The sequence below is a fragment of the Peptostreptococcus porci genome (assembly GCF_009695815.1).
Taxonomy (GTDB): domain Bacteria; phylum Bacillota; class Clostridia; order Peptostreptococcales; family Peptostreptococcaceae; genus Peptostreptococcus; species Peptostreptococcus porci.
This window is the reverse complement of sequence record NZ_VUNE01000002.1, coordinates 135,021-154,509: the sequence shown is the minus strand read 5'-3', so window position 1 is coordinate 154,509 and position 19,489 is coordinate 135,021. Positions and strand designations below refer to the sequence as shown.

The following is a 19,489-nucleotide window of genomic DNA, read 5'->3' as shown; positions in this document are numbered from 1 at the left end:
TATATAAAGAGGTGTACTATGAAAGTAAAAAAAATACAACCAATATTATGTGGTGGAGATTTAAATTGTTATAGTGTTGCGAGAGCGTTTCATGAAGAGTATGGAATAACTTCCATAGCATTCGGTAGATATTTTTTAGGTGCTACTAATCACAGTAAGTTTATTGATTTTAGAGTTAATGAGGAAATTAATAATAAAGAAAAATTCGTTCAAGTTCTGCTTGACGAAGCTGAAAAGCATTCGGATGATGAAGTGCTGATACTGATGGGATGTACAGATGAATATGCAGAGCTGATTATTGATAATAGAGATGCTCTTTCTGAAAAATTTGTCGTTCCTTATATTGATTCTGAATTAAAGAATAGGCTTGTTGAAAAGGAATTGTTCTATTCCGTTTGTGAAGAGTACGGCTTGGACTATCCGAAAACTTATATTTACAACAAAGGGGATTCAACTAGAGATTTTGGTTTTAACTATCCTATAATAGTTAAGGCTTCAGATAGTATATCCTTTTTTCAAAATTCCTTTGAAGGCATGAATAAGGCGTATACTGCAAATAATGAAGAGGAATTCAACAAAATTATTGAAGAAGTATATTCTCATGGATATGAAAAAAGTATGATTATTCAGGATTTTATTCCAGGTGAAGATGAAAATATGAGAGTTTTGACTTGTTACTCAGATCAAAATGGTAAGGTAAAAATGATGTGCTTTGGTCACGTACTGTTGGAAGAGCATACTCCGAAGGGTATTGGAAATCACGCAGCCATAATTACTGAATATGAAGAAGAATTGATGAACAAGTATAAGGATTTTTTAGAAAAAATAGGATACGTTGGTTTTTCTAATTTCGATATTAAATATGATGATAGAGATGGGAAATTCAAGGTGTTTGAGATCAATTTGAGACAGGGAAGAAGTAATTTTTATGTAACATCATCTGGAAACAACATTGCTAAATATGTGGTTGAAGACAGAGTTTTCAACAAGGAACTTGAATTAAAAATACAAAAGGATCCGTTCTACTGGCACGTGATACCAAATTCTGTGGTGTATGATTATGTAAAGAATAAAGATTTGGTAAAAAAGTGCAAGGATTTGGTCGCTAGTGGAAGGAGTGCTAGCTCTTATGGCTACGATTATGATTTGAAAGGAAACTTCAAGAGGAGTCTATATATTTTCCTTTATAATATAAATCAAAAAAAGAAATTCAAGAAATACTGTAAAAAATATTAATGACTAGGAGAATTTTATGGAAAACTTGTTAGTTGGCGTTCTTGGTGGACTAGGTCCCATGGCCACAGTGTATTTTTATGATCTTGTCGTAGAAATGACTGACGCAAAAAATGACCAAGAGCACGTAGATATGATAATAATGAATAGAGCATCAACGCCAGATAGAACAGCCTATATAATAGGAAAGTCTGATAGGTCACCTCTTGATGTCTTGATAAAAGATGCAAAGAGGCTGGAAAAGGCTGGAGCAAATTTTTTAGTGTTGACGTGTAATACTGCACATTATTTTTATAAAGAAATTTCTGAAAGCATAAGCATTCCACTTCTGAATATGATAGAAGAAACTGTCGATTATGCAATAGACCAGAAGCATAAGAAGATTGGTATATTGGCAACAACTGGTAATATAAAGACGGAATTATATCAGAATATGTGCAAACAGAAGGGTATTGATTTTTTTGTTTTGGATGAAGAATATCAAAACAAGGTCATGAAGATTATTTATGACGATGTCAAGGCTGGAAAAAAGGCAAATATGAAAGAGTTTGATGAAATTATTGATAAAGTAAAGGAAAATGGATGTGATTGCGTTATTTTGGGATGCACAGAGCTTTCAATAATCAAAAAGGATGAAAATTTGGATGATAATTTCTTTGTTGACTCATCTGAGGTTCTGGCTATGAATACAATTATAAAGTCTGGTAGAAAGTTGAAATAGGAGAAAAAAATGAAACTAAGTGATTTATTAAATGGTTTAGAGTTTGTTTCAAACAAAACCATGTTGGAAATGGAAACGATAGAAATTGGAGATATAGCTTACGATTCCAGAAAAGCAGCAGATGGTACAATTTTTGTTGCAATTAAAGGTGAAACTCTGGATGGTCACGATTATATCGATAGTGCGTATAGCAATGGAGCGAGGGTATTTATTATCAATGACAATTTGGAATTGCCTGAAGATGCCATCAAATTGATAGTTTCTGATAGTAGGGCGGCGCTTTCGAGGATGTCTTCAAATTTTTTTGGAAATCCATCTTCCAAGATGAAGATTATCGGCGTGACTGGTACAAAGGGAAAGACAACTATTACCAACTATATAAAAACTGTCTTGTGTGAATCTGGTTTAAATACTGGTGTTATCGGAACAAATGGAGTATTTTATAATGACATTGCCGAAAAAACAATAAATACTACTCCTGAAAGCTACGAACTACATAAGACTATGAGAGATATGTTGGACGCAGGTGTTGAGTGCGTTACGATGGAGGTATCCAGTGGCGGGCTTATGATGCAAAGAGTGGATGACGTTGATTTTGATATTGGTGTATACACAAATCTTTCTCCTGACCATATAGGACCAAAGGAACATCCTACTTTTGAACATTATAGAGAATGTAAAGCCAGATTATTCTCCATGTGTAGACATGGTGTGGTAAATCTTGATGATGAAAATGCACAATATATAATAGACAGTGCGAAATGTGATATTACAACTTTTTCAATTGACAAAGAATCAGACTTGCAAGCTAGTGACATCGTATTGACAAGAGATGAAAAGTCTTTGGGGGCAAGTTTTAATTTTAAAAGAAAGAATGGGAACGGTTTGGAGGTTGTAAATACGCATATTTGTTCACCAGGTAAGTTCAGTATTTACAATGCTCTTGCTGTAATTGCTACCTGTGAATCTCTGGGAATTGATAGAGAAAAATCATTACAAGCATTATCAAAGGCTCAGGTTGATGGCAGAGTAGAGGTTTTGCCAGTATTGCCATATGCAACAGTCGTGCTAGATTATGCCCATAATGGTATCAGTCTTGAAAATGTATTGAATACACTTTTGCAATATAAGCCGAATAGACTTATTTGTGTTTTTGGTTCTATTGGTGGTCGCTCTGCGATTCGAAGAAAAGAATTGGGAGATGTAGCTGCCAAGCTTTGTGACGTGAGCGTAATTACAACTGATAATCCAGATGATGAGGAGCCGATGAAGATAATTGACGATATTGCTGAATCTTTTGTAGATTCAAAATGCGAAGTTTATAAAATCGAGGATAGAGCAGAGGCAATACTGAAGGCTATGGAATTGGCTGTTGAAGGCGATATGATAATCATTGCAGGAAAAGGACATGAAAAATACCAGTATGTGAAAGGTCAGCGTATTTTTTACGATGAAAAAGCAGAGGTAATTAAAGCAGCGTCAGTTGTTGCCAATAATAGAAACTAATAAGTTTTATTAGTTTCTATTAATATATCATCATTAAAAACTGAAATATATGCTAAATGATTCATATATCGGAATATAATTATTTTATGAAAAATCAAAAAAGTTGTGTTGTTATTTTTTTAAAAAGGAGTATAATGGTAATTATATTTTAAACTTTGGAGGTAGATAAGGAGTAAAGCTATGAATAATTTAGTTGAAAATCTTCATAGAGATGTTTATTCAAACATCAAAAAGATAATGGAAAATTCACGAAACGATGTAGCGAAGCACGTTAATAATATATTAGTAAAAACCTATTGGGAAATAGGGAGAATTATTGTTGAAGATGAGCAAGGTCATTCAGATAGAGCAGAGTATGGTAAAGCTCTATTGAAAGATTTGTCTAAAATGCTTACTAAAGAATTTGGTCGTGGATTTTCAGTTTCTAATCTACAGTTTATGAGGAGATTTTATCAAGAATATGAAATTCAACAGACACTGTCTGTTAAATTGAGTTGGTCGCACTATTGTGAGTTATTGTCTATCGATGATAAGAATAAGCGTAGCTTTTATGAGAAAGAAACAGTAAATGCAAATTGGTCTGTAAGGGAATTAAAAAGACAAATAAATACATCATTATTTGAGAGATTATTGCTATCAAGTGGAGATGAAAATAAAGAAAAAGTATTGGATTTAGCTCTAAAGGGAAATGAAATAGCTACTCCAAGGGATGTGATAAAAGATCCGTATGTATTTGAATTTTTAGGTCTACCTGAAGAAAAGCCAATTATGGAAAGTGATTTAGAAAAAGCACTCGTGACTCACATAGAAAAATTCTTACTTGAACTTGGAAAGGGTTTTATGTATGTTGGCTCACAACAAAGGGTAACACTTGGAAATATCCATTACTATGTTGATATGGTATTTTACAATAAAATCCTAAGAAGCTACGTGCTTATTGAACTTAAAACAGGTAAACTAATGCCGGAAGCAGTAGGACAGCTTAATATGTATCTTAACTACTATAAAGCCGAAGTTAATGACGAAATGGATAATGAACCTATCGGAATTATCCTTTGTGCGAATAAGGATAGCATACAGGCGGAATATGCACTTGGTAGTCTATCTAACCAGATATTTGCTTCTAAGTATACGCTATATATTCCTGATAGAGAACAATTAGAAGAACAGGTAGAAAGAGTGGTAAAGGAATACAAGAAAAAATAAAAAAATTATGAATGTTTAGAGATGGTGTATGGTTATCCTGAAAATGTTGTACCTTATACCAGAGACATTTAGGTATGCATTTGCTACTCTAATTTTAAATTCTGTACCATACTTCGACAAGAAAATACTGACCTCCTTAAAGTTGATTTTCATAACCAACTTTTTGGGGTCAGTTCATTTGTTTTATTGTAATCTTTTTATAGAATATTATCTTAATTTGTATTACCTTGTTTTCCATTATCTCAGCCTGCTTCATCAGGTATTGATTTATACCACAACATTATAATATAATGTAGGCTGATTTGTGATTATCTAATGGAGGTTTCTGCTCGATTTTTCTTCTTTTTTGTCGATAGCTGTAAGTGATCGAATCAGGTACATTATTCCTGAGATAAGTAGTGTTATTCCTAATGCGATAGACAACGATACTATTGTAATCCATGGGTTGATTATAATTATGGTTGCTCCGATCAATATCAAAATATTAGAGATAATACTCAAAATAAATAGACGAGGATTTGCATCCTTTATTTCTCCTATTGAAATAAAGTTATCGATTGCATCGTAAATAAACCAAATGGCAATTAAATATGTAAAGATATTATTGGCAAAGATTGGCTTTACAACAAATATTATTCCTGCAACTATCAGTATTATTCCAAACACTAATATGGTATTTGCCCTAAGTTTAAATTCATTTCTCAGCTTGAAATATAGATATATAAAGTGAATCCCTTTTGTCATACATACAATTCCCAATATATATGACAACATTAGAAATGTACTAACAGGCTTAATAAATGTGAATATTGAAGTGACAATCAGTATGATTCCGATTAATAAACTCACTATATTTCTATTTTTCAATTTATTCTTTTTTTCACTCATAAAATCACCTCCATTTCATCTAATTATACCATAATAAAATAGTTAAATAAATGAAATAGAGGTAAAAATATTATTATCGAAAATGTATATTGCTCAAGCTGTGATTATATCTATTGCTGAGGATATTCTGACATATTTACACTCATTATGTTTGCTGTCAATATACGAGTGTCATTTAGAAGTCTTAATAGTTCATTTTTTTGTAACGTTGCAGTGAATGAATGCGTTTGAACCTTATCAGATTTTCTGATGTTTTCTAAATATTCGTTAAAAGTGTAGTAGTAATGATCAGTATTTCCTCTTTTTACATTTTCATATAGTTCTTTATCGGAATTGAATTCAAAACCAACTGAATATGCCGAACCAAAAGAGGAGTTAATTTTTTCGTAGTGTGGTATAATTGACGAAAAATCACAAAAAGTAAAAAATAGTGTGGGATTGTTAGTTATTTTATTTAAATTATCTAAGTAAATATCTTTAATTTTTTCTTCACTATAATTTTCAATTTGATCATACAAGCTGTTTAAATTGGATTGATATTTCATTTGACTATCAACGCTTATTCCAAGCTGGAAAATTCTGTAATCTTCCAAATTCTCAGATTTACTCTTATAAATATTTTCAATTTTATTATAAACAACCGTATCTACTACTGGCATCCAAAACATATTTACCAAAGGATAGTTTTTTTTCATATATATAGTGATATCTCTAACTGATCCCACATTTTTGGTAAAAATAGAAGCAGAAACAACTGCTGAATCAGGAAGCTTTTTTATCGATTCTATTATTTTTTTATTATGCTCATTATCATTGGTTTTATTGTTTTCTGTCAATGTCTCATAGTATGATGCTGGAAAATAGAAATCGGAGTAATAATTGTTATTCGTGTCCTTAATCGTGTTACCTCGTTTAAACTGAATTACATTTGATCTGCTATTACTCATTGAACTTACATTAGGTGAGATAGTATTTACAATGAATTGGTAGTCGCCAAAATGATTGTCGACAACTTCAACCAAGCCTGACCGAGTGAATGGTTGAGTTGTATTATAGAAGCTATATACAAGCTCTGAAAGTTTATCGGGCTCATCATATTTATTAAAGTCAATTGGCATTGTTTTGAAAATCCAGTATTGTATATTATCATATAAACTGGCATTTTTTAAATACTTCTTTTCACTTGATGTTGATAAACCTACGAAATCAGGATACATTGATTTTATGACAGGATTGATAATAAAGACCAATGCAGTTGCGATAATAGCTATAACTGCTATCGTCTTTAATACTGTTTTGCGTATTCGTTTTTTTATTTCCTTTGTGATTTGCTCGTAAAGCTTTGATTCAGATTCTAAAGCGTTTTCCGAAAATATTTTATCATTTTCTGATTTAGTGTTGCTTTTTCCGTTGGTATTAAATTCTTTTTTTAGTTCCTCGATTCTGTTGTCGATTTTTTTTTGTTTATCATTATTCATACTAAAACCCCCCAACATTATTTGATAGTATTTCACTTAATTTTTTTCTGGCTCTATGTCTTATTTTTCTTACATTAGATTCGCTTGTTTCCATCAATTCGGCAATTTCACTATCGTCAAGTTGCATATACACGTTATACATGATAACCATTTTGTATTTTTCTGGAAGAAGTGATATTGCATTTGCGATTTCTTTTATATTTTCGTTTTGTATTAAAATATCAATTGGATTTTCATAATCATTGTATTTTGATTCACTCGTAGCGAAGACCTCATCAGGGTTATCAATGAATTTTGCTTTGTGCCGGAGTGTATTTAAGTATTCATTTTTCAGTACCTTTGATAGCCAAAATTTGATGCTTCCGGTTTTCTTATAGGATAGGATTGCCTTTAGAAAGGTTGATTGTACCAATGCTTCAGCCTCATGAAGATTACCAGTCAATGAAACAGCGTATAATATTAAATTTTTATAGTATTTTTTATATATATTTTCTATTTCACTATTTTTCATAGTAATGCACTCCCCCTTTCTAATTGTTCAACAAGCTTATATTAATATAACACATTAGAATTAGTTTTGTTCCACATATTTATAAAAAAATATGGATTATCATTTGATTTTGCCACTATGATACTATATAATATATTTTGTATTGTTATGCAAAAAAATATCAGTAATAATAAAACATTAGTATTAAAAATAAATAATGAATATTTCAATAATGGATATTTTAATGATAAATAACTGATATTAAGTGGGAGAAAAAAATCTTATTATTTGTGTTAGAGTAAGGTTATAAGATTATATTTATGAGATGATAAATTTTGGAGGTAAAAAATGAAATTAGGTATAGTTGGTTTACCAAATGTTGGAAAAAGTACGCTTTTTAATGCGATAACGCAGGCTGGCGCAGAGTCTGCAAACTACCCATTCTGTACAATAGATCCCAATGTAGGAGTGGTATCCGTTCCAGACAGAAGATTGGATATATTGAAGGATTTATATGATTCTAAGAAGATAGTTCAAACGGCAATTGAATTTGTCGATATTGCGGGTTTGGTAAAAGGGGCATCAAAGGGAGAAGGTCTTGGAAATAAGTTCCTTTCAAATATAAGAGAGGTCGATGCAATTGTTCATGTTGTCAGATGCTTTGAAGATTCAAATGTCGTCCATGTAGATGGAAGTATAAATTCACTGAGAGATATTGAAACTATCAATCTTGAGTTGATTTTCTCTGATATGGAAATATTGGATAGAAGAATAGTAAAGACAACAAAGGCTCTAAAAGCAGATAAAAAGCTACAGTCTGAGCTGGATATTCTTAATCAGGTAAAAGCTACTCTTGAAGATGGTAGGAGCATTAGAACTATGGAGCTTTCTGATGATGAATGGACTTATGTAAATACATTGGATTTATTGAGTTCAAAGCCTGTAATATACGTGTCAAATGTATCTGAAGAAGATTTGGCGAATGATGGTGCTGATAACAGTATGGTTGCAGCGGTTAGAGAGTTTGCGAAAACAGAATCATCTGATGTTGTAGTAATATGTGCTCAAATTGAAGCAGAAATATCTGAGCTTGAAACTGATGAGGAAAAGAAAGAGTTTTTGGAAACTCTAGGACTTGAGCAGTCAGGCTTGGATAAATTAATTCAGGCATCCTATCATCTTCTAGGACTAATTTCTTTCTTGACAGCAGGTCCACAGGAAGTCAGAGCATGGACGATAAAAAAAGGCTCAAAGGCGCCTCAAGCTGGTGGGAAAATTCACTCAGATATAGAGAGAGGATTTATTAAGGCTGAAACTATAGCATTTGATGATCTTGTAGAGCATGGAACTATGTCAGCCGCAAAAGAAAAAGGTCTTGTGAGATTAGAGGGTAAAGAATATGTTGTTAAGGATGGGGATGTAATCCTATTCAAATTCAACGTTTAAAATAGAATAATAGTATACTGTATGAATTTATGTTATAATTAACATAAGGTATTCGGAGGTGGTTCTTTATGAAAAAATTAATATCAATAGCATTAAGTCTAGTTGTTTTATCATCAGCTTCTGGGATTGTTTTTGCCGATGAAGCTGTTACTACAAACGATATAGAGCTTAATACGGGATTGAACAACGATGCGAAAGAGACAATAGTTGAAAAAAAACAATTAATTACAGTTGATCACAAGCTTGATGTTAGAAGAATTAGTGGAAAAGACAGATATGGTACTGCTCTTGAGATTAGCAAATATTACTTCAAGGGATCTAATATTGTTGTAGTAGCGAGTGGTAAAGACTATATAGATGCTCTTGTGGGAGGATCTTTGGTTTCACAAATTAAAGTTCCACTACTGTTAGTAAATAAAGATAACGTTAGAAATGACGTTCTTCAAGAGATAAAGAGATTAAACGCCAAAAACGTGATTATTTTGGGTGGAACTAATACAGTTTCAAATGCTGTCGAAAAGAAATTTTTAAGCCAGGGATACAATGTTGAAAGACTGGCTGGAGAAAATAGGTATGCAACAGCACAAAAAATAGCTTATGCCAGATATTACTATAATGGAGCAAATACTAGTAATCCAATGGGTGAACAATTTGTTGGAATAAATTCAAAAAATTATCCTGATGCCTTGATAGCTGGTGCTATTGTGGGACAGATTAGAGGAAATATTCTTTCATATATTGTGCCAAATTCGACTAATTTAATTCCAAGTAATCCTTTCTGGCTGGTATTCGGTGGGGTAAATTCTGTTCCAAAGGGACCAGCAGAGCAAAAGAGAGTTGAGGGAGCAGATAGATATGAAACATCTGTAAAGGGTGCAAGAATGTTTGAAGAATTAACAGGAACTCCTCTAAAGACGATAATTTTGGCGGATGGAAGAAATTATCCTGATGCATTGGCTTCATCGACAATAGCCGGTTTAAAAAATGCCACTGTTGTATTGACAAGAAATAATAGACTACCAAACTCAGTTATTAATTTGTTGAACGAAGGCAATATTGACAATGTGATAATTGTTGGAGGAGAAAATTCCGTTAATAAATCAATTGAGGACCAGTTGAAAAATATGGTTATTAAGAAACAAAAAGAAGTTGTGATAACTCCAGAAAATTCTGCAAAGACATCAACTGAGAAAATAGAGGACACAACTCCAGCACAGCAGTAATATCTCATGCCAACTTTATTATTATTCAATAAATCAATTTGTCGGAATTAGATAATAGAAAAATACTATAACGTTTTCACGGTGTATAATTGAATCCTATTTTCTTATTTGATATAATTTTTATAAGAATAATTTATTTTAAAGGAGAATGGGTATGAAAAAATTGACAAAAGTATGTGCATTATTCTTTGCATTGGCACTTTCTTTAAGTGCTTGCTCAGGTGGAGGAAATCAAGCTGCGGCTCCAGCCAAAGATAGCCCTGGTACTGCCAAAGATGGAAATGAATTGACAATCGAGCAGGCATCAATGCAGTTGGTTAAGGCTGTTGATGAAGGTAAGTACAAATTGGTTAGCACTGAAGACTTAAAGGCTTGGATAGACAAAAAAGAAGATATGATTATTGTCGACACTATGCCTGCAAAGAGTTATGACAAAAACAGAATTCCAGGTGCTGTAAACGCTGAATTGCCAGTAAAATTGGATGAAACTACTCCAGAGCAAAAAGACGCTTTTATAAAGGCTCTTGGAAGTGACAAAAACAAAAAGGTCGTTCTTTACTGTGGATTTGTTAAATGTGAGAGATCTCATGTTGGTGCTTTGATTGCCAAAGAAGCTGGATTCACAAATATTTACAGACAACCAGGTGGAATAATAGCTTGGATTGATGCTGGATATGAAACAGAAGGAAGTAAGTAGTCTTAATACCAAATAAATTCTTAATAATAATTTTTTATATTGACTGAAAATGCTATGATACGAAAGTATCATAGCATTTTTAAATCCTTTATTAAGAAAAATGGACAGTTAATTTTTATACATTCTTTATTTTTATTTTTGTATGTACATACTGGTCGTTCGTTTTCGTAATCGAATAGTTTTTTGTTCATTTCCCTATCCAAAAACTCGCTCGCTTTAATTATTGAGTACCAACCATTTCTCTTACAGCATCTCGGTCCGCCAATTTCGCCAAGCTCAGTCAAAACAAATCCAGTCATTTTATTTGCAAATCCCCAAGAATCTGTTGTCAATGGAGTTGCCTCTGATATAACGGACGCAAATATTCCTGCTCCGATTCCAGCACCACAAGAACCATAAAATCCACAGAAGCCTCCAGGAACAATGCTAGCTCTTTCTTTTGCTATTTTTAGTTTTTCGATTTTTTGATTTTGAGTTTCGAATTGATTACAATATGCAGTTATTAGGGCGGCTGGTATCAAATAATGATGTTCTGGTCCATGAAGATATATATGTGGATCGTCCATCAATTTTATTGAAATTTCAAGTGGATCGCTTTCAACACATCCAACACAATAGTTTTCAATTATATCCAACGCATCGGCACTATGGCATGAATCACAAACATAGTGTCCCTTTTGACATCTTACATTTGAATTAAATGGTTTTCCGCATATTGAACATTCACATTCAGAATATTTTTCTGAATAAACTAGGTCTTCTCCACAAATCATACATCCCTGATAGTATCTCATAGTCAATTCTCCAATCTCAAATTAAAACATAAAAATATTTTTTGTATATTAACATTATATTTTTTTTATTGATAATTATCAATCCCCTTATAGTCTTTTATAAATATTTGACAGTGGAAAGTAATAGTATGGTTATGGTAAAATGTAGGTATTGGAAAAATAAAGTCATAAAATCGCAGAAAATGATTGACTGATAGAAAATATAATATTGATGTGAGAAATGAGATAGTATTGAAATGAGATAGTATTGAAATGCGATTATATTGTGGGATACGCCAGAATAATAAGATATTGTGAACGAAAAGATAGAAGAATATTAGATGGAGAACGATTATGGAAAAAAATGAAATAAAAACTGTCGTCACAGAGTTTTATAGCGAAATAGCAAAGGGAAGTAATAATTCAGAAAAGGACGATATAAGTAAATCAATTGGGTACTCACAGGAAGATTTGAACAGCATTCCGAATGAGGCAAATCTCGGTTTAGGGTGTGGAAATCCACAGAAGATTGCAGAGCCTCAAAAAGGTGAGATTGTAGTTGATTTGGGCTGTGGTAGAGGTATGGATGTATTTCTGGCTTCAAAAAAGGTCGGAAATGATGGCATGGCGATTGGAATAGATATGACATATGATATGCTAAGCAGAGCAAGAGAAATTGCCAAGAAGAATGATTTCAAAAATGTAGATTTTCGGTTGGGAGAGATTGAAAATATTCCTGTAGGAGATAATTTGGCTGATGTTGTATTGAGTAATTGTGTGATAAATCTTTCGACGGATAAACAAAGGGTGTATGACGAGATTTTTAGAATATTAAAGCCAGGGGGAAGATTTGGTATTTCAGATATAACCTTGGATATCCCACTTCCTAATGAGGTTGTAGAGGATCCCAGAATGTATGGCTCATGAGTAGCCGGTGCATTGACTCTGGAAGAGTTGGTTGGAATAATGAAAAAATCAGGCTTTGTTGATATCGTTATTGATACAAGGACGGTTTCGCCAGAGTATGCTAGAGAATGGGGATTTGAGCTAGATATAAATAAATATTTGAAGGATTATATCAGAACATCATCTCTTTCAGCATATAAACCAAAATAAGAATATAAACAAAATGATATAATTTATAGAAAATGGAGGTGATGGATTTGCTAACTGAAGAAAGACAATCAATTATCGTAAATATGTTGTCTGAAAAAAGTATATTAAAATTGAAGGATTTGGTAAAGCTTCTTGACGCCAGCGAATCTACTATAAGAAGAGATTTGGATGAGCTAGAAGCAAAGGGATTATTGAAAAGAGTTCATGGTGGAGCAGTTGCAGTAAATGGAAGTTTTACACTGGATTATTCAATAGATGAGAGAACAGGAAAGTTTTTGACAGAAAAGATAGCAATTGCAAAATACTGTGCGAGTTTAATTGAGGATGGAGATTATGTTTATCTAGATTCTGGGACTACAACTTTGGAAATGATTCCATACTTATCTGAAAAAAATATAACGGTAGTAACAAATGGGGTTCATAATGCACAAAAACTTGTTGAAAATAGAGTGAAGACGTATTTACTTGGAGGAGAAGTTAAACCTAAAACTCAGACGGTAATAGGAGAACAGGCGGTACTCAATCTGCTAAAATTTAGGTTTACAAAGGCGTTTATCGGTGCAAATGGAATAACGTTCAAGTCTGCAATTACAACCCCTGACGATAGCGAGGCAGTTATCAAAAAGCTTGCAATAGATTTGTCAAAGGATTCATATGTGGTTGTGGATTCTAGCAAGTTTGGTTCAGTTTCATTTGCGAAGATTTGTGATTTGGATGATGTTACAATAGTTACAAATAAATCAGATAATAAAATAGATAAAAGAATAATTAATGTAGCTACGATAATTGAATTATAAGCTGAGTATAAGTCATAGTTTGATATTATGATGAAAGAAAATGACAGAAATTATTGTGGATTTGAAAAATCAAATGAAAAATATGGAAGAAAATAGAAGAAAATGATAGAAAATGATTGATTAAAGTCTAAAATCGTGATATAATTCTCTTAAAGTTAGATGGATAAGGTATGTTATATTATTTTGAAAGGTTTTGTATATGATATATTCAGTTACTTTAAATCCGTCGATAGATTATATAATCCATGTGGATGATTTTGTTGAGGGAAGTCTCAATAGGTCTACCAAGGATTACATAAATGTTGGCGGTAAGGGAATTATGGTATCTAAATTGTTGACTAATGTTGGTGTTGAAAATACTGCGACCGGATTTTTGGGAGGTTTTACAGGAAAGTATATATCAGATTGGTTTGATAATTTGAGAATGCCACACGATTTTATTTTTGTTGAAGATAATACGAGAATAAATGTGAAATTAAAAAGTTCTTCAGAGAGTGAAATCAATGGTAGAGGAGCAAACATCAAAAAGCAAGAGCAGCAGCAGTTTCTAGATAAAATTAACGGAATTGATGAAAACGATACTGTGATTATTTCTGGAAGCTCATCACCTGGATTGGATGAGGATATAGTTGATCAGATAATCGATATTTGTAAAACGAATGGCGCTGATTTTGTGGTCGACACGTCTGGAAGTGCATTGATAAGAGCGATAAAAAGTAAGCCTCTTTTGATAAAACCAAATATCGATGAAATTGGAGAGTTATTTGGGAAAACATTTAATAACAAAGAAGATGTCATACCATATGGGAAGAAATGCTTGGAATTAGGTGCAAAATATGTAATAGTTTCGATGGGATCAAACGGGGCCCTGTTCTTTGACAAGGATGAAGTCTACTATTCACCAAGGGTTGAAGGAGAGCTTGTAAATTCTGTTGGAGCAGGTGACTCTATGTTGGCAGGATTTGTTGGAAGCTTAAAATCTGGTAAAAATCCAATTGATAGCTTTAAATTTTCTGTGGCTTGTGGTACTGCAACTGCTTTTTGCGAAGATATAGCTGACAAGAAAAGTGTAGAAAACATATTAAGTAAGGTTGTTGTAGAAGATTGCTAGATTTATAAATTAATGTAAACTAGTGTCGCAGATTGAAAGGAAATACATGTTTAATTGTATTGATGAATGATCTGTATTGAATAGTTGATTTTTATAAGGAGAAAATATGAAAATTTCAGATTTATTGAAAAAAGAAATAATGATAATGGATCTTAGCTCAAGCTCTAAGAATGAAGTTATCGATGAAATGATTGAAAAGCTAAAGGTTAATGGAATTATTAATAATGATGAAGAATTTAGGAAAGAAATATTGAATAGAGAAGAGCTTTCTTCTACTGGTCTTGGTGACGGAATAGCAATGCCTCACGCAAAGACGAAGGCAGTGAATACTCCTTGTGTTCTTTTTGCAAAGAGTAAAGCGGGAGTCGATTATGATTCATTGGACGGTCAGCCAGCATATCTATTCTTTATGATAGCTGCAGAGGAGGGAGCAAATAACACTCATATTGAGACTTTGGCTAGTCTGTCAAGACTTCTGTTGCAGCCGAACTTTATTGAATTGCTAAAAGAAGCAGATACACCAGAGAAGGTGCTTGAATTGATAGAATCTGGTGAAGCACAGCTGAATGAAGAAAAGAAGAAAAAAGAGGAAAAATCGAAAGCATCAATGGACAACGAAAAGCCTCTAATAGTTGCTGTTACTGCTTGCCCAACTGGAATAGCTCATACATATATGGCGGAAGATGCTCTATTGGCAAAGGCTGAAAAAATGGGTGTGAACATAAGAGTGGAAACTAACGGAAGTGACGGAGCAAAAAACGTACTGACAGATGAAGAAATAAAAAAGGCTGTTGGTGTTATTGTTTCTGCGGATAAAAATGTTGAAATGGCAAGGTTTAAAGGCAAGAAGCTGATAAAAACTCCCGTAAGTGAGGCGATTAGAAATCCAGAAGAGCTGATAACAAAAACTCTGAATGGTGAGGGTGCAGTATACGAAACTACTGAAGAAAGCACTTCGTCAGCCAAACAAAATGAAAAAACTTCAATTGGAAGCAAGATATACAAGGATGTGATGAATGGTGTTTCACATATGCTTCCATTCGTTGTCGGTGGTGGTATATTGATTGCAATATCGTTTATGGCAGAAAGCTCATTTGGTGCTGAGAGTCAAATTTATAAGTTCTTGATGGATATAGGTGGCAATGGTGCATTCACATATCTTATACCGATATTAGCCGGATATATTGCAATGAGTATTGCAGATAGACCAGGTTTGATGCCTGGAATGGTCGGTGGTTTGATGGCTGCACAGCAAGGTGCTGGTTTCTTAGGTGGATTGGCTGCTGGTTTTATAGCAGGTTATGTGATACTTGGATTAAAGAAATTAACCTCTGGACTACCAAAGTCTCTTGAAGGAATAAAGCCGATGATAATTTATCCTGTATTTGGCCTATTGATAACTGGATTAATAATGTTTGTGGCAGTGATTCCTGTATTTTCAGTAATAAATACAGCTATGAACAACTCATTAACTCATTTGGGAACTGGTAATGCAATATTGCTGGGAGCTGTTCTTGGTGGAATGATGGCTGTGGATATGGGTGGACCTGTAAACAAAGCTGCTTACACGTTCTCAATAGGTGTGTTTACTAGCACAAATATGGGTAATTTGATGGCTGCAGTTATGGCTGGTGGTATGGTTCCACCTTTGGCAATCGCACTTGCAACGACAGTTTTCAAAAATAAATTCGATGAAAAAGAAAAACAGTCAGGACTAACAAACTGGATACTTGGATTGACATTTATTACAGAGGGTGCAATTCCTTTTGCTGCGGCAGACCCTGTAAGGGTAATTGGTAGCTCAGTTGTTGGTGCTGCCATAGCTGGAGGTCTTACACAGCTATGGAACGTCAATGCTCCAGCTCCACATGGTGGTGTTCTTGTATCGTTTGTAATGCAACCTAACCATGTAATATTCTTCTTGTTGTCAATTGCAATAGGAACAGTTATATCAGGTATGATTTATGGTATTTGGAGAAGACCAAAAGCTCAATAATTAGCTTATTGTAATAATTGTATAAAAATTTGGTGTCGACTATAAAGTTAACACGATTAGAGTATCCTGCATCTCACTCTTGTAATGTGAATGCTAGGATACTTTTTTATTGGTTATAAATTTTAATGTTTTATATATTCACATACAATTTAATACTGTATTTTTTGTATTTCTATTAATACAATATTGTTTCTTGAGTTTTATAACATATTGATAGTCGAACCTAATTATATTATAATAATGTGTGAGGCCAATCTTCGAATGGAGGTGGTGTAAATGGAAGATTATAGTGGTAAAGCAGATATTTGGGAAGAGCTGTATAAAAGAGCGAAAGAAATTTACTCTCCAGAACAAATATCCCCATTTATTAATGTAAAAAAGGTAGTTTGTGCATTAGAGGCTGAGGATGGAGCGATATATACTGGATTTTCAATAGAAAGCGATTGTGGAGTGGCTGATTTATGTGCAGAAAGAACTGCAGCTATAAAAATGTACTCTGATAGTGGACAAAAAATCGTAAAAAGGTTAATTGTATTTAGGGATAGACCTCCAGAAAAAGGGAGTACATCAATACCTTGTGGAGCTTGCAGGGAGTTTTTTATGCAACTTTCTAATTTGAATTCGAAAATGGAAATTTTAATCGATTACGAAAGCAGAGAAATTATTACTCTTGAAGACCTAATACCTAATTGGTGGGGGTTGGAAAGATACGATATTTAGTTTATTGGAAAATTTTGGAGGAGTAAATGCATAATATAGGTATAGATATTGGTTCAAGTTGTGCCAAAGTGTGCATAATGAAGGATGGGAAAATTGAAAAAAATTTCATGATTCCATCTGGGTACAATTCAAGAGAAACTGCGGAATTAATAAAAAATATTCTGCTTGAGGATGGTGTGGATATCGAAAAATCAAAAATAACTGCCACTGGATATGGGAGAATTTCTGTTCCTTTTGCAGACCAAGTGATGACAGAAATAACCTGTCATGGTAAGGGTGCTGATTTTATTTTTAAAAAAAATGCGACTGTGATAGATATAGGTGGGCAGGACACAAAGGTCATTTCTCTAAAAAGAGGAAGAGTGATGAAATTTATCATGAATGATAAATGTTCTGCAGGAACAGGTAAATTTATGGAGATAATGTCAAATAGATTAGGACTGACACTGGAAGAATTGGAAGAACTAGCATCCAATGGAAATGATATTTCAATTAGCTCGATGTGTACAGTTTTTGCTGAATCTGAAGTGATTAGCCTAATTGGACAAGGGACTTCTAGAGAGGATATTGCAAATGGTGTAATAAACTCGGTAGTAACAAAGGTCGTTCAACTGGCAAGTCAAATACCAGCGGAAAATTATGTATTGACTGGAGGATTTTGCGACAATAAATATTTCATAAAAAAATTGTCTGAGGCTTTGGAATCTACAGTTGAAAGCTGTCCTCAGGCGAGGTTTGCCGGTGCAATAGGAGCGGCTGTTTTCTCAAGTGAGATGGAGGAATAATATGAAGAAAAAATACTTACATATTCTGTCTTTTGATGGGTTATCAAAAGTGGATATTGAGTTTATGAAAACTTTGCCAGCATTTTCTGAATATATGAAAGAAGCTTCTGGTTGTATGAGTGTTTTGAGCGTCTATCCAAGTATTACTTATTGTGCTCACACATCTATCACTACAGGAGTCTATCCATATGTTCATGGTATTGTGAATAACACAAAGAATCAAATGGATAGAGAAAGTCCAGATTGGTTTTGGCATGAAAGAGATATTAAGGTGGATACATTTCAAAAGCTAGCGAATGAAAATGGATATTCAATTTTATCTTTGTTTTGGCCGGTTTCAGCTGGGTCAAAATATATAAAATATAATATGCCAGAAATTTTTGCAAATAGAAAATGGCAAAATCAAATAATGGTTTCACTGATGAATGGTAGTCCGATGTTTCAATATAATCTTAATAAAAGATTTGGATATCTCAGAAATGGAGTAAGTGAGCCAGAATTGGACAATTTTTCACATGAATCTTTTTTGTACTCACTGGAGAATTATAAAGCAGATATAAATATGGTTCATTATATAGATTTAGATTCTCAAAGGCATGAGTACGGATTTGATTCAAAAGAGGCAAGAGAAGCCTTGGTAAGACTGGATAAGAGGCTTGGAGATATAGTGGATAGATTGAAAAGCATTGGCATATACGATGATTCGGTGATCGTTATACTTGGCGACCACAGTAGTAGAGATCTTCATAGTAATGTGTATGTGAACAAGCTATTTGGCGATGCTGGATTACTTGAGTATGATGACAAGGGATTGATAATTAATAAAAGGGCGTATTGTAAATCTGCTGATGGAGCAGGTTATATTTATGCAGATGATGAAATTGATGACAATGTTCTGCTTGATATTATCAAACCGTTGGTACAGGATAAAATAATAGAGGCTGTTTATACTCGAGAACAAGCAAGAGAAATGGGTGCAGATGATAGCTGTAGATTTATGATAGAAGCTTCAGAGGGCTATTTCTTCTTGAATCCTGTTAGAGACGAAGTTGTGGTACCAACAGAGATCGCAAAGGGCTTTGAAAAGAAAATATATAAAAACAATCATGGATATAATCCATACACGAAAAAAGATTATGAGACAGTATTTTTTGTTTCAGGTAAAGATATAAAAAAGGGCGTGTTTGTGGATCAGATGAATTTGGTAGATGAAGGTCCCACGTTTGCTAGTATACTCGGATTTGAAATGGATAACGTTCAAGGAAGAGTAATGACAGAATTTTTGGAGGTATGATGTGTTAAA

19 protein-coding genes are annotated in these 19,489 nt (G+C 33.4%); 15 read left to right on the top strand and 4 right to left on the bottom strand.

The features are described from left to right. Positions 1-18: 18 nt before the first annotated feature. The 4 genes from FYJ71_RS04790 (at position 19) to FYJ71_RS04775 (ending at position 4,666) form a co-directional block, all read left to right on the top strand. Positions 19-1,236 carry a carboxylate--amine ligase gene (locus FYJ71_RS04790; RefSeq protein WP_154537683.1) on the top strand — a complete coding sequence of 406 codons (1,218 nt, stop codon included), beginning with the start codon at positions 19-21 and terminating at the stop codon, positions 1,234-1,236. Between the two features lie 16 nt (positions 1,237-1,252). Beyond that, complete coding sequence (gene cuyB, locus FYJ71_RS04785) at positions 1,253-1,954, top strand: cysteate racemase (RefSeq protein WP_154537682.1); 702 nt, start codon at positions 1,253-1,255, stop codon at positions 1,952-1,954. A 9-nt stretch (positions 1,955-1,963) separates the two neighbouring features. Continuing rightward, positions 1,964-3,460, top strand: coding sequence for a UDP-N-acetylmuramoyl-L-alanyl-D-glutamate--2,6-diaminopimelate ligase (locus tag FYJ71_RS04780; RefSeq protein ID WP_154537681.1), 1,497 nt, complete (start codon positions 1,964-1,966; stop codon positions 3,458-3,460). 180 nt (positions 3,461-3,640) lie between these two features. After that, positions 3,641-4,666 (top strand): PDDEXK nuclease domain-containing protein, encoded by a 1,026-nt coding sequence (locus FYJ71_RS04775; protein WP_154537680.1) that lies wholly within the window; start codon positions 3,641-3,643, stop codon positions 4,664-4,666. A gap of 312 nt (positions 4,667-4,978) precedes the next feature. On the opposite strand, the gene FYJ71_RS04770 is transcribed toward FYJ71_RS04775, so the two are convergent. The 3 genes from FYJ71_RS04770 to FYJ71_RS04760 form a co-directional block, all read right to left on the bottom strand. Continuing rightward, on the bottom strand, positions 4,979-5,554 hold the full coding sequence (locus FYJ71_RS04770; RefSeq protein WP_154537679.1) for an HdeD family acid-resistance protein: 576 nt from the start codon (positions 5,552-5,554) through the stop codon (positions 4,979-4,981). Positions 5,555-5,664: 110 nt separating this feature from the next. Next, on the bottom strand, positions 5,665-7,032 hold the full coding sequence (locus tag FYJ71_RS04765; RefSeq protein ID WP_154537678.1) for a hypothetical protein: 1,368 nt from the start codon (positions 7,030-7,032) through the stop codon (positions 5,665-5,667). A 1-nt stretch (position 7,033) separates the two neighbouring features. Further along, complete coding sequence (locus tag FYJ71_RS04760) at positions 7,034-7,543, bottom strand: RNA polymerase sigma factor (protein ID WP_154537677.1); 510 nt, start codon at positions 7,541-7,543, stop codon at positions 7,034-7,036. 327 nt (positions 7,544-7,870) lie between these two features. Here FYJ71_RS04760 and ychF point away from each other — a divergent pair, with 327 nt between their 5' ends. The 3 genes from ychF (at position 7,871) to FYJ71_RS04745 (ending at position 10,888) form a co-directional block, all read left to right on the top strand. Continuing rightward, on the top strand, positions 7,871-8,968 hold the full coding sequence (ychF, locus tag FYJ71_RS04755; protein WP_154537676.1) for a redox-regulated ATPase YchF: 1,098 nt from the start codon (positions 7,871-7,873) through the stop codon (positions 8,966-8,968). Positions 8,969-9,036: 68 nt separating this feature from the next. Further along, on the top strand, positions 9,037-10,191 hold the full coding sequence (locus FYJ71_RS04750) for a cell wall-binding repeat-containing protein (protein WP_154537675.1): 1,155 nt from the start codon (positions 9,037-9,039) through the stop codon (positions 10,189-10,191). A 154-nt stretch (positions 10,192-10,345) separates the two neighbouring features. Further along, a complete protein-coding gene (locus FYJ71_RS04745; protein ID WP_154537674.1) occupies positions 10,346-10,888 on the top strand; it encodes a rhodanese-like domain-containing protein in 543 nt (180 codons plus the stop codon). Positions 10,889-10,956: 68 nt separating this feature from the next. Here FYJ71_RS04745 and FYJ71_RS04740 read toward each other — a convergent pair whose 3' ends face one another. Beyond that, on the bottom strand, positions 10,957-11,682 hold the full coding sequence (locus tag FYJ71_RS04740; protein WP_154537673.1) for a DUF5714 domain-containing protein: 726 nt from the start codon (positions 11,680-11,682) through the stop codon (positions 10,957-10,959). A 333-nt stretch (positions 11,683-12,015) separates the two neighbouring features. Between FYJ71_RS04740 and FYJ71_RS04735 the strand changes: the two genes are divergently transcribed. The 8 genes from FYJ71_RS04735 (at position 12,016) to FYJ71_RS04700 (ending at position 19,480) form a co-directional block, all read left to right on the top strand. Next, on the top strand, positions 12,016-12,588 hold the full coding sequence (locus tag FYJ71_RS04735; protein WP_154537672.1) for a methyltransferase domain-containing protein: 573 nt from the start codon (positions 12,016-12,018) through the stop codon (positions 12,586-12,588). A 39-nt stretch (positions 12,589-12,627) separates the two neighbouring features. Continuing rightward, positions 12,628-12,777, top strand: coding sequence for a methyltransferase (locus FYJ71_RS04730; protein WP_154537671.1), 150 nt, complete (start codon positions 12,628-12,630; stop codon positions 12,775-12,777). A gap of 41 nt (positions 12,778-12,818) precedes the next feature. Beyond that, the gene (locus FYJ71_RS04725) at positions 12,819-13,574 is read left to right on the top strand and encodes a DeoR/GlpR family DNA-binding transcription regulator (protein WP_235899073.1); all 756 of its coding nucleotides are present in this window, start codon (positions 12,819-12,821) and stop codon (positions 13,572-13,574) included. 199 nt (positions 13,575-13,773) lie between these two features. Then, entirely contained in the window at positions 13,774-14,685 is a 912-nt protein-coding gene (gene pfkB, locus FYJ71_RS04720) for a 1-phosphofructokinase (protein ID WP_154537670.1), read from the top strand. A 106-nt stretch (positions 14,686-14,791) separates the two neighbouring features. Then, positions 14,792-16,681, top strand: a complete 1,890-nt coding sequence (locus FYJ71_RS04715; protein WP_154537669.1) for a PTS fructose transporter subunit IIABC — start codon at positions 14,792-14,794, stop codon at positions 16,679-16,681. A gap of 276 nt (positions 16,682-16,957) precedes the next feature. Further along, positions 16,958-17,401 (top strand): cytidine deaminase family protein, encoded by a 444-nt coding sequence (locus FYJ71_RS04710; protein ID WP_154537668.1) that lies wholly within the window; start codon positions 16,958-16,960, stop codon positions 17,399-17,401. A 26-nt stretch (positions 17,402-17,427) separates the two neighbouring features. Then, positions 17,428-18,186 carry an acyl-CoA dehydratase activase gene (locus FYJ71_RS04705; RefSeq protein ID WP_154537667.1) on the top strand — a complete coding sequence of 253 codons (759 nt, stop codon included), beginning with the start codon at positions 17,428-17,430 and terminating at the stop codon, positions 18,184-18,186. A 1-nt stretch (position 18,187) separates the two neighbouring features. Further along, positions 18,188-19,480, top strand: a complete 1,293-nt coding sequence (locus FYJ71_RS04700; protein ID WP_154537666.1) for an alkaline phosphatase family protein — start codon at positions 18,188-18,190, stop codon at positions 19,478-19,480. Positions 19,481-19,489: the final 9 nt, after the last annotated feature.

Coding starts and splice junctions, on each gene's coding strand:
- FYJ71_RS04735 (WP_154537672.1), top strand. CDS start 12,016: ATGGAAAAAAATGAAATAAAAACTGTCGTCACAGAGTTTTATAGCGAA.
- FYJ71_RS04715 (WP_154537669.1), top strand. CDS start 14,792: ATGAAAATTTCAGATTTATTGAAAAAAGAAATAATGATAATGGATCTT.
- FYJ71_RS04770 (WP_154537679.1), bottom strand. CDS start 5,554: ATGAGTGAAAAAAAGAATAAATTGAAAAATAGAAATATAGTGAGTTTA.
- FYJ71_RS04750 (WP_154537675.1), top strand. CDS start 9,037: ATGAAAAAATTAATATCAATAGCATTAAGTCTAGTTGTTTTATCATCA.
- FYJ71_RS04710 (WP_154537668.1), top strand. CDS start 16,958: ATGGAAGATTATAGTGGTAAAGCAGATATTTGGGAAGAGCTGTATAAA.
- FYJ71_RS04790 (WP_154537683.1), top strand. CDS start 19: ATGAAAGTAAAAAAAATACAACCAATATTATGTGGTGGAGATTTAAAT.
- FYJ71_RS04775 (WP_154537680.1), top strand. CDS start 3,641: ATGAATAATTTAGTTGAAAATCTTCATAGAGATGTTTATTCAAACATC.
- FYJ71_RS04705 (WP_154537667.1), top strand. CDS start 17,428: ATGCATAATATAGGTATAGATATTGGTTCAAGTTGTGCCAAAGTGTGC.
- FYJ71_RS04725 (WP_235899073.1), top strand. CDS start 12,819: ATGGATTTGCTAACTGAAGAAAGACAATCAATTATCGTAAATATGTTG.
- ychF (WP_154537676.1), top strand. CDS start 7,871: ATGAAATTAGGTATAGTTGGTTTACCAAATGTTGGAAAAAGTACGCTT.
- cuyB (WP_154537682.1), top strand. CDS start 1,253: ATGGAAAACTTGTTAGTTGGCGTTCTTGGTGGACTAGGTCCCATGGCC.
- FYJ71_RS04760 (WP_154537677.1), bottom strand. CDS start 7,543: ATGAAAAATAGTGAAATAGAAAATATATATAAAAAATACTATAAAAAT.
- FYJ71_RS04765 (WP_154537678.1), bottom strand. CDS start 7,032: ATGAATAATGATAAACAAAAAAAAATCGACAACAGAATCGAGGAACTA.
- FYJ71_RS04730 (WP_154537671.1), top strand. CDS start 12,628: ATGAAAAAATCAGGCTTTGTTGATATCGTTATTGATACAAGGACGGTT.
- FYJ71_RS04780 (WP_154537681.1), top strand. CDS start 1,964: ATGAAACTAAGTGATTTATTAAATGGTTTAGAGTTTGTTTCAAACAAA.
- FYJ71_RS04745 (WP_154537674.1), top strand. CDS start 10,346: ATGAAAAAATTGACAAAAGTATGTGCATTATTCTTTGCATTGGCACTT.
- FYJ71_RS04700 (WP_154537666.1), top strand. CDS start 18,188: ATGAAGAAAAAATACTTACATATTCTGTCTTTTGATGGGTTATCAAAA.
- pfkB (WP_154537670.1), top strand. CDS start 13,774: ATGATATATTCAGTTACTTTAAATCCGTCGATAGATTATATAATCCAT.
- FYJ71_RS04740 (WP_154537673.1), bottom strand. CDS start 11,682: ATGAGATACTATCAGGGATGTATGATTTGTGGAGAAGACCTAGTTTAT.